At 64.8% G+C, this 13797-nt stretch carries 14 protein-coding genes; 4 read left to right on the top strand and 10 right to left on the bottom strand.

Going from position 1 to position 13797, the window contains the following annotated elements:
• Window positions 1–16 precede the first annotated feature (16 nt).
• Together V7066_RS06765 and tgt are read left to right on the top strand one after the other, a co-directional pair.
• Window positions 17–1090, top strand: a complete 1074-nt coding sequence (locus tag V7066_RS06765) for a DUF481 domain-containing protein (protein WP_334182308.1) — start codon at window positions 17–19, stop codon at window positions 1088–1090.
• Window positions 1091–1109: 19 nt separating this feature from the next.
• Window positions 1110–2246, top strand: a complete 1137-nt coding sequence (gene tgt / locus V7066_RS06760) for a tRNA guanosine(34) transglycosylase Tgt (protein WP_334182307.1) — start codon at window positions 1110–1112, stop codon at window positions 2244–2246.
• Window positions 2247–2331: 85 nt separating this feature from the next.
• On the opposite strand, the gene V7066_RS06755 is transcribed toward tgt, so the two are convergent.
• The 7 genes from V7066_RS06755 to rpiB all read right to left on the bottom strand — a co-directional run bounded on the left by V7066_RS06755 (window position 2332) and on the right by rpiB (window position 6896).
• A complete protein-coding gene (locus V7066_RS06755; protein WP_334182306.1) occupies window positions 2332–2556 on the bottom strand; it encodes a hypothetical protein in 225 nt (74 codons plus the stop codon).
• A 118-nt stretch (window positions 2557–2674) separates the two neighbouring features.
• Window positions 2675–3289, bottom strand: a complete 615-nt coding sequence (gene rpsD, locus V7066_RS06750; RefSeq protein ID WP_086490306.1) for a 30S ribosomal protein S4 — start codon at window positions 3287–3289, stop codon at window positions 2675–2677.
• Window positions 3290–3630: 341 nt separating this feature from the next.
• Window positions 3631–4383 carry an RNA methyltransferase gene (locus V7066_RS06745; protein ID WP_334182305.1) on the bottom strand — a complete coding sequence of 251 codons (753 nt, stop codon included), beginning with the start codon at window positions 4381–4383 and terminating at the stop codon, window positions 3631–3633.
• On the bottom strand, window positions 4376–4864 hold the full coding sequence (gene nrdR, locus V7066_RS06740; protein WP_147220525.1) for a transcriptional regulator NrdR: 489 nt from the start codon (window positions 4862–4864) through the stop codon (window positions 4376–4378). Before nrdR ends, V7066_RS06745 begins: the two co-directional genes overlap by 8 nt.
• A 34-nt stretch (window positions 4865–4898) precedes the next feature.
• Window positions 4899–5123 (bottom strand): hypothetical protein, encoded by a 225-nt coding sequence (locus V7066_RS06735; RefSeq protein ID WP_147220526.1) that lies wholly within the window; start codon window positions 5121–5123, stop codon window positions 4899–4901.
• A gap of 19 nt (window positions 5124–5142) precedes the next feature.
• Entirely contained in the window at window positions 5143–6441 is a 1299-nt protein-coding gene (gene glyA, locus V7066_RS06730) for a serine hydroxymethyltransferase (RefSeq protein ID WP_334182304.1), read from the bottom strand.
• A 17-nt stretch (window positions 6442–6458) separates the two neighbouring features.
• The gene (rpiB, locus tag V7066_RS06725) at window positions 6459–6896 is read right to left on the bottom strand and encodes a ribose 5-phosphate isomerase B (RefSeq protein ID WP_159827962.1); all 438 of its coding nucleotides are present in this window, start codon (window positions 6894–6896) and stop codon (window positions 6459–6461) included.
• A gap of 265 nt (window positions 6897–7161) precedes the next feature.
• On the opposite strand from rpiB, the gene V7066_RS06720 reads away from it, so the two are divergent.
• Entirely contained in the window at window positions 7162–8874 is a 1713-nt protein-coding gene (locus V7066_RS06720; protein ID WP_334182303.1) for a M20/M25/M40 family metallo-hydrolase, read from the top strand.
• Between the two features lie 99 nt (window positions 8875–8973).
• Window positions 8974–9216, top strand: a complete 243-nt coding sequence (locus V7066_RS06715) for a hypothetical protein (RefSeq protein ID WP_334182302.1) — start codon at window positions 8974–8976, stop codon at window positions 9214–9216.
• A gap of 52 nt (window positions 9217–9268) precedes the next feature.
• On the opposite strand, the gene rpoD is transcribed toward V7066_RS06715, so the two are convergent.
• Genes rpoD through V7066_RS06700 form a run of 3 tightly spaced genes read right to left on the bottom strand, consistent with a single transcriptional unit; the run spans window position 9269 to window position 13706 of the window.
• Window positions 9269–11296 carry an RNA polymerase sigma factor RpoD gene (gene rpoD, locus V7066_RS06710; protein ID WP_334182301.1) on the bottom strand — a complete coding sequence of 676 codons (2028 nt, stop codon included), beginning with the start codon at window positions 11294–11296 and terminating at the stop codon, window positions 9269–9271.
• Window positions 11297–11336: 40 nt separating this feature from the next.
• Entirely contained in the window at window positions 11337–13226 is a 1890-nt protein-coding gene (gene dnaG, locus V7066_RS06705) for a DNA primase (protein ID WP_334182300.1), read from the bottom strand.
• Between the two features lie 27 nt (window positions 13227–13253).
• Window positions 13254–13706: a GatB/YqeY domain-containing protein gene (locus V7066_RS06700; RefSeq protein ID WP_147220533.1), complete on the bottom strand. Its 453-nt coding sequence runs from the start codon at window positions 13704–13706 to the stop codon at window positions 13254–13256.
• Between the last annotated feature and the right edge of the window lie 91 nt (window positions 13707–13797).

Raw genomic sequence — 13797 nt, 5'->3', positions numbered from 1 at the left:
TAGGTAATATCGTTTCATGACAATGCGTTTCGCTGTTTCCTTGGGTGCCTCTTCTCTGGTTGCGGCGCTCCCCGCACAGGCTCAGGATCTCCCTTCGAACCCGTTCGACGCATTCCAGTTTCACGTCTTTCCAGGTCTTGAAGTCGTTCCGGTGGATCCCGTGGAGGAACTGCCGGTGCGCCTCGTGCTGCCCGACTACGTCGCGCCGCCGCCCTTCATCGCCGCGCCGGCGCCGCGTCTTCCCGACACTGTCAGGACGATGATCCAGGCGGCGGTAAAGACCAAGGATTCCGCGGTCGTCGGCGCCGTGGTGAAGGCGGCGCTCGCGACCCAGCCTTACGACAAGGATGAGATCCGCGCGATCCACCAGGTCTTCCTCGATGCGAATGCGCAGGAAATCGCGGACAAGGCCAATGCCGAGCGCGAGCGTATCCGTCGCGCCGCCTTGCTGGAACTCTGGACCGGTAAGGTGGAGCTGGGCGCCTTCCGGGCAACCGGGAACACCAGCAATTTCGGCTATACCGGCGCGGTCAAGCTCGACCGCAAGGGCCTCAACTGGCAGCATACGGTCCAGCTCAACGCGGACTATCAGAAGGATCGCGGCGTCGTCTCGCGCGAGCAGTATGGCGCCAGCTACCAGCCGCGCTACACCCTGAACGACGGTCTCTTCACCTACGGCCGCATGCAATACGAGAAGGACCGCATCCAGGGCTTCCTCGACCGTTACTCGCTGTCGGGCGGTCTCGGTTATCGCGTCCTGAAACGCGACAATGTGACGCTGTCGATGGAAGTCGGCCCGGCGCTTCGCCGCACGCGCTATGTCACCGTGCCCAAGGAGACGACCTGGTCGGCGCTCACTTCGATCGATTTCGACTGGCAGATGAGCCCAACGATCAAGTTGACGCAGGATGCCTCGTCCTATGTCGAGACCGGCAACAGCACCTTCACTTCGGCGACCGGCCTCGAAGCCGGCATGGCCAAGGGGTTGAAGGCGCGCATGTCCTATTCGATCGAGCACGAAACCTCGCCGCCGGACGGATCGCTGCGGACCGACACGATCTCGCGCTTCTCGCTGGTCTACGGCTTCTGAAGTCTGTAACGGGCGGGGCATGAACCCCCGTTTCGAATTCTCCATCCACGCCACCGACGGCAAGGCCCGCACCGGCACGATCAAGATGCGTCGCGGCGAAATCCGCACGCCGGCCTTCATGCCGGTCGGCACGGCCGCCACCGTGAAGGCGATGAAGCCGCAGGACGTGCGCGCCACCGGCGCCGACATCATCCTGGGCAACACCTATCACCTGATGCTGCGTCCCGGCGCCGAGCGCGTCGCGCGGCTGGGCGGGCTGCACAAGTTCATGAACTGGGACCGCCCGATCCTGACGGACAGCGGCGGCTATCAGGTGATGAGCCTGTCGGACCTACGCAAGATCACCGAGAACGGCGTGACCTTCGCCAGCCACCTCGACGGATCGCGCCACCTCCTGACGCCCGAGCGCTCGATGGAAATCCAGCGCCTGCTCGGCTCCGACATCGTCATGTGCTTCGACGAGTGCCCGAAGATCGACCAGCCCCGCGACGTCATTGCGCGCTCGATGGAAATGTCGATGCGCTGGGCGAAGCGTAGCCGCGACGCCTTCGACGCGGGCGGCGAACATGCCGCCAATTCCGCACTCTTCGGCATTCAGCAGGGTGCCCTCGACGAGGGCCTGCGCAAGGCCTCGGCCGACGCGCTGATCGATATCGGCTTCGACGGCTATGCGATCGGCGGCCTTGCCGTTGGCGAGGGGCAGGAGGCGATGTTCTCGACCCTCGAATTCGCACCCGGCCAGCTTCCGGCCGATCGTCCGCGCTATCTCATGGGCGTGGGCAAGCCCGACGATCTCGTCGGCGCGGTGGAGCGCGGCGTCGACATGTTCGACTGCGTGCTGCCGAGCCGCTCGGGCCGCAACGGCCAGGCGTTCACCTGGAACGGCCCGCTCAACTTGCGCAACGCCCGCCATGCCGAGGACAACAACCCGCTCGACGAGCGCTGCAAGTGCCCGACTTGCGGCACCTACAGCCGGGCTTACCTGCATCATCTCGTGCGCTCAGGCGAAATTCTCGGATCGATGCTGATGACCGAGCACAATATCTCGTTCTACCAGCAACTCATGCAGGGCATGCGCGATGCCATCGCTGGAGGGGTGTTCGCGCAGTTCGCCGCCGACTTCCGGCGCGATTATTTCCGGGGGCGTGGCGGATAGCTTTCAGCCACAAGCCAGCACTGGAAATGCGATCAGACACCCGGGAAGCAGCGATGCTTCTCGGGTGTATTCGTATCTAACGGGATCAGGCTGGCTCCAGGCCCTCTTGCAGATCGTCGTGGAGGGCGCCGATTTCGAGTTTGGTGCCTACATAGGCAACGAAGCGGCCGGTTCGGGAATCCAGGAAACCTGCACCGATCTCCGCCGCGAACTGCTTCGCGGTTTCGAGGTCGGGATACCATTTGCCGGTGCGGTTTGGGGTAATGAATCGATATCGGGACATGGTGAAAACCCAATGCACAAGTTCCATGTCCGTTCCCTGACAGCACGCTCGATTCGGCTCATTTTCCGGCGGTTTGGCGCATAAAGAAAAAGGGCGGCTCCGCGAGGGAGCCGCCCTTTCTATTTCTGGCCGATAGGCCCGAAACTTAGCGCGAGTAGAACTCGACGACCAGGTTCGGTTCCATCTTCACCGGGTAGGGCACTTCGTCGAGCGTCGGGACGCGGACGAAGGTCACCTTGTCGGTGCCGTCCTGAGCGACGTAGTCGGGGACTTCACGCTCGGGCAGGTTCTGGGCTTCGATGATCAGCGCCATTTCCTTGGCTTTGTTGCCCAGGCTGATGACGTCGCCGACGCGGATGCGACGCGAAGCGATGTTGCACTTCACGCCGTTCACGCGGATGTGGCCGTGCGAAACGATCTGGCGAGCCGCGAAGATGGTCGGAGCGAACTTCGAACGGTACACGACCATGTCCAGGCGCTGTTCGAGCAGGCCGATCAGGTTCTGGCCGGTGTCGCCCTTCATGCGCGAGGCTTCCTGGTAGGTAGCCTTGAACTGCTTCTCGGTCACGTCGCCGTAGTAGCCCTTGAGCTTCTGCTTGGCGCGCAGCTGCAGACCGTAGTCCGACAGCTTGCCCTTGCGGCGCTGGCCGTGCTGGCCGGGGCCGTAGCTGCGGCGGTTGACCGAGCTCTTCGGGCGACCCCAGATGTTCTCGCCCATGCGGCGGTCGAGTTTATACTTGGCGCTTTTACGCTTCGACATAAGTCGTCTCCTTTTCTGCTGCCGCTTCCACTGTGGAGGCGGTCCATGTTTTCCCGGGGCGCACCATTCCACCTATTTCGCGGAATGCGGCCGCCGCTTCACCGGGGTGCGGGGCCGAATGGACGGACCTGTCAAGAAGGCAGGCGCCATGTGAAGGGGTGCCCCATACGGGCTCGGGTGTGAAAGTCAAGCGAGATGTGTTTTTGAAGAATTCGCTGCTAGCGAATTCTTGCGGCACCGGCCCACGCCCCCACCCGACCTCCCATCGGCAGTATACTTGAGTGGGAGGTCGGGTGGGGGCGTGGGCCGGTACCGCAACCCGGCATCAGCCGGGCCAAAAATCAACTCCGCGGGCGACGCTCGTTTCCGAGGGCAGAGAGCACACCGCGAAGGGTGCGCACTTCGAGGTGATTCCAGCCCGGCTTCGTCAGCAGGTTGCGCAAGGTCAGCCGATTGGCTGCCGCACGCGTTTCGGGCCAGAAATAGTTTTTGGGTTCGAGCAGTTGCTCGAAGTGGCCGATAAGGCCTTCCAATTCGTCTTGCGGGGCAGGGGGAAGCAGTTCCTCCTGCGTGGGCTGCGCGAGTTCGCCCGAGCCGACGGCGCCCTTCGACCATTCGTAGGCGCAGAGGATCACCGCCTGCGCCAGGTTGAGCGAGGCGAACTCGGGATTGATCGGCACCGTCAGGATCGCGCGGGCCAGCGCAACGTCTTCGGTTTCCAGGCCCGAACGCTCGGGGCCAAACACGTAGGCCGAGCGGCCCCCGGATGTGCGGGCTGCTTCATGCACTTCGCGCGCGGCCTGCTCGGGGGTGACCACCGGCTTGGTGACGCCGCGCTTGCGGACGGTGGTGGCGTAGACGTTGGCGCAGTCGGCCACGGCTTCGGCCAGCGTCTCGAAGACTTCGGCATGTTCCAGCACCACGTCGGCACCGGCAGCGGCCGGACCGGCCGAGGGGTTGGGCCAGCCGTCGCGCGGGGCGACGAGGCGCATTTCGGCCAGGCCGAAGTTGAGCATGGCGCGCGCCGCCTTGCCGATATTCTCGCCCAGCTGCGGGCGGACCAGCACGATGACCGGCTTCTGTACGTCAGTCATCGCTGCGACCTTCCATGGCGCCCGGACCTGCGACATCGCGCACCGTCCCGGCAAATTCCTCGAAATCGCGCGCTTCGTTGAAGGCGCGGTAGACCGAGGCAAAACGAATATAGGCTACCGAATCGAGCTGGCGCAGACCTTCCATCACCATCTCGCCGATCTCGCGCGAGGAGACTTCGGATTCGCCGAGGGTCTCGACCTGCCGCTGCACGCCGGAGACCAGCTGGTCGATCTTTTCCCGCTCGATCCCGCGCTTGCGGCAGGCGAGCGTGGCCGACTTCTCGATCTTGGCACGATCGAACGGCTCGCGGGTGTCGTCGCTCTTGACGACGGTGATCTCGCGAAGCTGCACGCGTTCGAACGTGGTGAACCGCGCGCCGCAGCTGGAACACTGGCGGCGGCGGCGGATCGCCGTGTTGTCCTCGGTCGGGCGGCTGTCTTTGACCTGGGAATCATCGTGGGCGCAAAAAGGACAGCGCATTCAGTCGGTTACTCTCAAGTCTTCACAACAGTCTTCAGGGGCGCACGCGCTTGTAGAACTGGTATCCCGCACCGACCGCAAGGCCGAGCGGGATAGACACGAACGGCAGCACGAGGCCGGCGACCGCCCCGGCCGCGCCCCAGGCGAGCACCGGCTTGGTCGACGGATGGTCGAGACCATCCTGAAGCATTCCGGCAAGCTCGTGGCGAGCGTCCGAGATGAAATCACCGTTGTCGTTGGGGCGGTTCGGGTCGGTCATGGCACCAAGGCTCCTGAAATCAGTCCTCGTAGATCGGGAATCGATCGCACAGAGCCTCAACGCGCGCGCGCACGTTCTGCTCCACCTGAGCGTCGCCCGCTTCGCCGCACTTGGCAAGGCCGTCGAGCACGTCGGCGACCATGTTGCCGATTTCGCGGAACTCTTCCGGGCCGAAGCCGCGGGTGGTGCCGGCGGGCGAGCCCACGCGGATGCCGCTGGTCTTCATCGGCGGCAGCGGATCGAAGGGGATGCCGTTCTTGTTGCAGGTGATGCCCGCACGTTCCAGCGCTTCGTCCGCGTCCTTGCCGGTCACGCCGAGCGGCGAGAGGTCGATCAGGGCGAGGTGGGTGTCGGTGCCGCCCGAAACGATCGCGGCGCCGCGCTCCTTGAGGGTTGCGGCGAGGACCTGCGCGTTCTCGATCACGCGCGCGGCGTAGTCCTTGAACTCGGGACGCAGCGCTTCACCGAAGGCAACGGCCTTGGCGGCGACGACGTGCATCAGCGGGCCGCCCTGAAGGCCGGGGAACACCGCCGAGTTGATCTTCTTGGCCAGCGCCTCGTCATTGGTGAGGATCATGCCGCCACGGGGGCCGCGCAGCGTCTTGTGCGTGGTGGTGGTGGCGATGTGCGCGTGCGGGAAGGGCGAGGGGTGCAGACCGGCGGCCACGAGGCCGGCGAAGTGCGCCATGTCGACCTGGAACAGCGCGCCCACGGCGTCGGCGATTTCGCGCATGCGCTTGAAATCGATCACGCGCGGATAGGCCGAACCACCGGCGATGATCAGCTTGGGCTGGTGTTCCTTGGCGAGGGCTTCGACCTCATCGTAGTCGATCAGGTGGGTGTCCTTGGTCACGCCGTACTGTACGGCCTTGAACCACTTGCCCGAAAGCGCGGCGCGGGCACCGTGCGTAAGGTGGCCGCCGGCATCGAGGCTCATGCCCATGATGGTGTCGCCGGGCTTCACGGTGGCGAGGAGAACCGCACCGTTGGCCTGCGCGCCCGAGTGGGGCTGCACGTTGGCGAACTGGCAATCGAACAGCTGCTTGGCGCGTTCGATGGCGAGCGTTTCGACTTCGTCCGAAGGTTCGCAGCCCTGGTAGTAGCGCTTGCCGGGGTAGCCTTCGGCGTACTTGTTGGTCAGCACCGAGCCCTGCGCTTCGAGCACGGCCTTGGAGACGATGTTCTCCGAGGCGATCAGCTCGATCTGCTTGCGCTCGCGGCCGAGTTCGTGGCCGATCGCCTTGGCGACGGCGGGATCGCTCTGGGCAACGCCGTCAGTGAAGAAACCGGCGGAACGGATGGCGGTATCTACAGTCATGTTCGGGTTTCTCCGTTTCAGAAGACGGGGTTGGAAAGCTTTTCGACGCGGCCCGCGTGGCGTCCGCCACCGAACTCGGCCGAGAGGAAGGCATCGAGGCAGGCCTTGGCCATGTCTTCGCCGGTCAGGCGCGCGCCCATGGCGATGACATTGGCGTCGTTGTGCTCCCGCGCGAGCGCGGCCGAGAGCGGCTCCGAAACGAGCGCGCAGCGGCAGGCGGGATCGCGGTTCACGGCAATCGAGATGCCGATGCCGGAGCCGCAGAGCGCGACGCCGAACTGGGCGGTGCCGTCGGCGACGACCGAGGCCAGCTTGTAGCCGTAGTCGGGGTAATCGACACGGTCGGCGGTTTCGGGGCCGAGATCGGCGACTTCGTGGCCGAGTTCGATGAGATATTCACGCAGTGTCGCCTTGAGGTCGACGGCGGCGTGGTCTGAAGCAATCGCAATGCGCATGGGATCGGGCTGCCTGTCCTGATGCGGAGATTCGTTGCGCCTCCCCTTAGTCGCGAGTTCGTCTTATTGCCACCATTGTTGGCAATCGGCGGCTACGATTGCCGGAAGTGGTCAAATTCGAAGCGTTTTTCGCAGGAATGCGGGGAATGCGGCAGGGGCTGGTCCAGTTGACGCCGCATTTTCAACCATTCAGGGGAAAGGCCGCGGGGAATTGACACTATCTGCTTCAAGGCGGATGTTTCTGCCGTCTATCAAGGGGTTGGCGGTGAAATCTTCGAGGCACCTGATCGTTGCGCTGGCTCTGGCACTGGTTCTGGCGGTTCTCGGAACGACTCCGCCGCGCCCGGCGCCCGCTGATGCGCCCCCTGAAGAATTCTCCGCAGGGCGGGCCATGGCGGACATCGAACGCATCGCGCGTGCGCCGCATCCCAGCGGTTCGGCCGAGCACGCAGCCTTGCGCGGATACCTGATGCAGCGCCTCGGCGAACTGGGTCTGACCGTGCGCACGCAGGAAGGGCAGTTTCCTGCCGAAGCCCGCGCGGAACTGGACCGGCGGGGAGGCAAGGCAGCGGCGCGCGTTCCTCTGACCAATGTACTGGGCCTGCTGCGGGGGACCGATCCGAACCTGCCCGCCCTGGCACTGATGGCGCATTACGACAGCGTGCCCGGTTCGCCTGCCGCCGCCGACGACGGGGCGGGGGTGGCTTCCATCCTGGAAACCTTGCGCGCGCTCTCGCTCGACCGGCAACGCAAGCGCGACGTGCTGGTGATCCTGACGGACGGCGAGGAATCGGGGCTGCTCGGCGCCCGGATGTTCTTCGCGCAGGCCGCGGAGGCACGGCGGATCGGAGCGATCGTCAATCTCGAAACGCGCGGGGGAGGGGGCAAGGCCAACCTGTTCCAGACCTCGGCCCGCAATGGCGAGGTAGCCCGCCTCTGGGCGCAGACCGCGCCGCATCCGGCGGGGACGTCGCTGGCAACCTTCATCTACAGCGTCCTGCCGAACGATACCGATCTGACGGTTGCCCTTCCGCACGGCTATTCGGCCTGGAACTTCGCCTTCATCGGCAGGCCGGGCCTCTATCATTCGCCGTTGGCGACGGCGGCCAACCTCGATCGCGGTTCCTTGCAACAGATGGGCGAGCAGACGCTCGGGCTGGCTCAGGCCCTGACGCAGGCGACGGATCTGCCCAGCCGCGCCCCGGATCTGGTGTTCTTCGATGTCTTCGGCCTTTTCGCTGTCCATTATGCGCCGTCGTGGGGCTGGGCGATGCTGGCGGTGGCGCTTGTCGGCTATGGCCTGCTCGCCTCGCGGCGGCCGGACCCCGCCGAAATGCTGCGCGGCGCGGGGAGGATGCTGGCGCTGGTCGTTCTTACCGGAGCGCTGCTCTGGGCGCTGAACATGGTCTCCGGTGCGGACGGGCCGGTGAACTATTACGATCGTCTGGCGGCGATACCCCGGCTTCAGGGCATTGCTCTCTGCGTTTCGATGGCGATGACGGTGTTCCTGCTGGGGCGACGACCGGCCTCGGTTTCCGGCGAAGTGGGGCTGGTCCTGCCGGTCTGGCTGGCCGCCGCCGCGTTCCAGGCTTTCGCGCCATCGGCGGCCTATGTGCTGACCCTGCCGCTGCTGCTTGGCGGTGCGGCGGCCTTGGTGCGCGGGCTTGTGCCTCGGCGCGAGCCGCGCGTGCTGCTCGTGATCGTTGCAGCGCTGATAACGGGATATGCGCTGCTGCTCGGCTATTCGCTGCTTCAGGCGGTGGGACCGGCGCTGCCGATGGTCTGCGTGCTTTCGCTGCTGATGGCCGTGCCGGTTCTCGTGCCGCTGCGGGCGCCGATGCCGGTCGGCGTTGTGCGCGGCACCGCAGGACTGCTGCTGATTGCGGCTTTCGGCCTAGCGCTATGGGTGCGATGGGACGCGCCCGCCGCGAGTATTGCGACTTACGAGCAAGTCCGGAGCCTCGGCGAGAAGGGCTAGGTTCCTTTCAGGACGGGAAACGCCGCATAGGCTTGCGAAAATCGCAGCGCTGGGTCAGTCTCGCTTGGCCGGCGCAGACCGGCAAACGGGAGATCGGCCATGAAGCGTATCTTGCTGTCGTCGTTGGGCATTGCAGGTGTTCTGGTACTGGCGGGATGCATGGAAACGATGCCGGGACCGGATCGTCCGCACCGACCGCGCCCGGAAAAACCCGCCATGTGTACCCGCGAGTATGCGCCGGTCTGCGCCGTGAAGCGGGGTAAGCGCCAGACGTTCAGCAATGCCTGCATGGCGCGCGCGAAGGGGTACGCGGTGGTCGACCAGCGGCCCTGCGGACGGTAGGCGAAAAAAAGCCCCGTCTCGGCGGGGCTTTTCTCTCAATGATCGCGGTTCCTTACTGATCGAGGAAGGAACGCATCTTGCGGCTGCGGCTCGGGTGCTTGAGCTTGCGCAGCGCCTTCGCTTCGATCTGACGAATGCGTTCGCGCGTCACCGAGAACTGCTGGCCGACTTCCTCGAGCGTATGGTCGGTGTTCATGCCGATCCCGAAGCGCATGCGCAGCACGCGTTCCTCGCGCGGGGTCAGCGAGGCAAGGACGCGGGTGACCGTTTCCTTGAGGTTTGCCTGGATCGCCGCATCCACCGGAATGATCGCGTTCGTATCCTGGATGAAGTCGCCGAGGTGCGAATCTTCCTCGTCGCCGATCGGCGTTTCGAGCGAGATCGGCTCCTTGGCGATCTTCATCACCTTGCGCACCTTTTCGAGCGGCATCGACAGACGCTCGGCCATTTCCTCGGGCGTCGGCTCGCGGCCCTGCTCGTGGAGGAACTGGCGGCTGGTGCGGACCAGCTTGTTGATCGTCTCGATCATGTGGACCGGGATGCGGATCGTGCGGGCCTGATCGGCGATCGAGCGGGTGATCGCCTGACGGATCCACCAGGTGGCATACGTCGAGAACTTGTAGCCGCGGCGGTACTCGAACTTGTCGACCGCCTTCATCAGGCCGATGTTGCCTTCCTGGATGAGATCCAGGAACTGCAGGCCGCGGTTCAGGTACTTCTTGGCGAGCGAGATCACCAGACGCAGGTTCGCCTCGACCATTTCCTTCTTGGCGATGCGCGCCTCGCGCTCACCCTTCTGGACCATGTTGACGATGCGGCGGAACTCGGGAAGCGCCATGCCGGTGGCGGCGGCGATGTCCGCGACTTCCGCGCGGATGCGCTCGACCGGATCGGCTTCGGCGTCCGCGAAGGCGGCCCACTTCTTGTCCTTCCCGGACATTTCGGCAAGCCAGGTGTCGTCCAGTTCACGACCGACGTAGGTTTCCAGGAAGTCGGCGCGCTTGACCTTGTGACGCTCCGCCAGGCGCAGCATCTGGCCGCCCAGCGTGGTGAGGCGGCGGTTGAAGGCGTAGAGGTTGTCGACGAGGTATTCGATCTTCGTCGCGTGGAACTTCACCGATTCGACTTGCGCGGTCAGTTCCTCGCGCAGCGAATGGTACTGGTCTTCCTTGGCGGCGGGGAAATCGATGCCGAGCGCCAGCGCTTCGAGGCGCTCCGACTGGAGGCGTTCGAAAGTCTGGAACAGCTCGGTGATGAGCAGGAACTTCTCAAGCGCTTCAGGTTTGAGGGCCGCTTCCATCTGGGCGAGGCTGAGGGTGTTGTCCTCTTCCTCTTCCTCGGCCTGACGCTTGGGGATCGGGTTGCCGTCCTCGTCGACTTCCTCGGAGTTGTCCTCGTCCGAATCATCGTCGTCCTTGAACGAGGGACCGGCGGTCTTTTCGCTGATCTCGCCGTTGTCGTCGCTCTCGCCGTCCTCATTGAGGCTTTCGGGCGCAGGCTCCTTGGTCAGCATGGCGTCGAGATCGAGGATCTCGCGCAGCTGCATCTCGCCGTTGTTGAGCGCCTCGGACCACTGGATGATGGCGTGGAAAGTGATCGGGCTCTCGCAGAGGCCCAGGATCATCATGTCGCGGCCGGCTTCGATCCGCTTGGCGATGGCGATTTCGCCTTCGCGGCTCAGCAGTTCGACGGCGCCCATCTCGCGCAGGTACATGCGCACGGGGTCGTCGGTACGCTCGACCGTTTCCTTCTTCTTGGTCTCGACGGCCATGCGCGGACCGGAATCTTCGCCGTCCGCTTCGTCGGTATCGGCATCGCGGTCCGAATCGCCGTCTTCCTGACCTTCGGCATCGGCATCGTCATCGCTCTCGACGATGTTGACGCCCATCTCGTTGAGAGCCGAGGTGATGTCCTCGATCTGGTCGGACGACATGTCCTGCGGGAGCGCTTCGTTCAGTTCATCGTAAGTAATCACGCCGCGGCGTTTGGCGCGGGCGATCAGCTTCTTGATGGAAGCTTCGTTGAGATCGATCAGCGGCGCGTCGTCGTTCTGGTCGCCGGAGTTGTCGTTCTTGCTCATTCTTCGCCGTTATCCCCGTGCATTCGACCTGATTATACCATCAGGACGACGCCGCCTGTCTTGTCGCCATTTGCCTGAGACGACTGTCAAATTCCAGCTTTCTCTTGAGGAGGCGTTGTTGCTCGGCAAAAGCATCGTCCGACAATTCGCTTTCGAACCGTGCCGTCGCGCGTGCCAAGGCCGCGTCCAGAACCGGACGCTCAACCAAGAGATCGACTGCCTGGGCCAAATCCTCTGCCGCCTGGTCAGCGCCTGTCTCGGTGTTCAGGAACCCGAAGCGCAATCCTGAGTATTCTGCGGTGCCGGGGATCTCCAGGCCGTTGTCGATCAATATGGTGGCAAGACGAGCGCTTTCAAGCGGTTCGCTTGCCTGGGAGAAATCGAGCAGCAATCCGAAGCGCGGGTCGAGATCCGGGGTGCGGGCGAGCGCCTCGGCATGGCGCCGGATCAGGCCGGGAAAGCGGATCAGCCCGGCGAGAACGGCGGCGGAAAGGGCGTCGCGCGCGCCCCCGCCGGTGGCGCGACGCAGGCGTTCGAGCGATTCCGGCGTCGATTCGGGCTGAGGTTGCCACCGCCCGTTCTGGAAGTTGCCTCGGCCGCCGCGCTGCTGGCCGGAACGGAACGGGCCGCTTTGCCCGCCGCCCTGCTGCCAGCGGCTTTCGCGCTTGGGGAAGGCGAACTCGGAATAGCGGTCCTGCAACTCGCGGCGATAGAGGCTGGCGATATCCGGGTGCTGGATGGCATCGACATGCGCCATCAGGCGGGCCTTGAGACCGGCCTTGTCCTCGGGCGTGGTGAGCGGCTGGGCATCGCGTTCGACTTCCCAGAGCACTTCGATCAGGCTCTGGGCCGCGTTCAGAACCTCTTCCATGGCCCGTGCGCCCTTGGCCTTGATCAGGTCGTCGGGGTCGAGGCCTTCGGGCAGGCGAACGATTCGCAGGGAATGGGCAGGGCGCAGCAGGGGCAGGGCGCGGGTCACGGCGCGCATCGCCGCGCGCTGCCCGGCGGCGTCGCCGTCGAAGCAGAGGATCGGCATTTCGACGTGGCGCCACAGCATCTCGATCTGCTGCTCGGTCAGTGCGGTGCCGAGCGGGGCGACGCATTCGCCGATGCCCGCCGCCGCCATCGCGACCACGTCCATGTAGCCTTCGACCACCACCATCCGGCCCGACTGGCGCGCAGCGGGTGCGGCGCGGTGCAGGTTGTAGAGGGTGCGGCCCTTGTCGAAGAGGGGAGTATCCGGAGAATTCAGATACTTGGGGGCGTCTGTTTTCTCCTTGGTGAGGATGCGTCCGCCGAACGCGATCACCCGGCCGCGCGCATCCTCGATCGGCAGCATGAGGCGACCGCGGAAGCGGTCGTAGGGATCGCGGTTCTCGACTTCGATCCTGAGGCCCGCCTCGACCAGCATGGCCTCGGGGAACGAGCCCAGCGCCTCCTTCATCGCCTGCCGCCCTTCCGGCGCATAGCCGAAGCCGAAGCGCTGAAGGGTGTGGGCGTCGAACCCGCGCGTCGCCAGATAGGCGCGTGCCGAATCGCCGCCGGGCGAGGAGAGGTTCTGCACGAACCAGCCCTGTGCGGCGGCCATCACGTCATGAAGCGTATCGCGCTTCTCCGCCGCCTTGGCCGCGCGCGGATCGGGGGCAGGGACGTCCATCCCCGCCTCGGCCGCCAGTTCCTTGACCGCGTCCATGAAGGACAGGCCCTGATGGTCCGTCATCCAGCGGATCGCATCTCCATGTGCGCCGCAGCCGAAGCAGTGATAGAAGCCCTTTTCGTCGTTGACGGTGAAGCTGGGAGACTTCTCGTTGTGGAACGGGCAGCAGGCCTTGAACTCGCGCCCCGCCTTTTGCAGGCGGGTCGAGCGACCGATCAGCGCGGACAGGGTTATCCGCGTGCGAAGCTGGTCGAGCCATTGAGGGGTAAGCACGGTCCTGCCGCCCGATCGCGTGTCAGGTCAGGCCAGCGCCGCCTTCACCCAGCCCGAAGCCTTGCCCATGTCGAGTTCGGCCCCGTGGCGCGCCTTCAGCGCGGCGACGACCTTGCCCATGTCCTTCATGCTCTCGGCGCCGACTTCGGCCTTGATGGCCTCGATGATCGCCTTGGTCTCTTCCTCGGAGAGCTGGGCGGGCAGGAAGGTCTCGATCACGTCCAGCTCGGCCTTCTCTTCGGCGGCCTTCTCGGGGCGACCACCTTCTTCGAAGAGCTGGATCGATTCGCGGCGCTGCTTCACCATCTTCTGGAGCACGTCGATCACCATGGCATCGTCGTCCGGAAGAGAATCGGCAGTGCGCAGTTCGATGTCGCGGTCCTTGATCTTGGCAAGGATGAGGCGAACTGCGGCGAGGCGCGGCTTGTCGCCTGCCTTCATCGCAGTGATCTGGGCGGCCTTGATCGAATCACGAAGCATTGTTTTCCTGCTGTTCTGATAGGTTTGGGAAAGTGTCGTGCCGCAAAACTAGCAAGCTGCGCGCCAAATTGCACCTGTCGCGCCTTGACGC

Origin of the sequence: Novosphingobium sp., from assembly GCF_036820275.1 — a bacterium.
Lineage (GTDB): Bacteria > Pseudomonadota > Alphaproteobacteria > Sphingomonadales > Sphingomonadaceae > Novosphingobium.
Note: the sequence above shows the minus strand (reverse complement) of the source record. Positions and strands in the feature narration are given on the sequence as shown.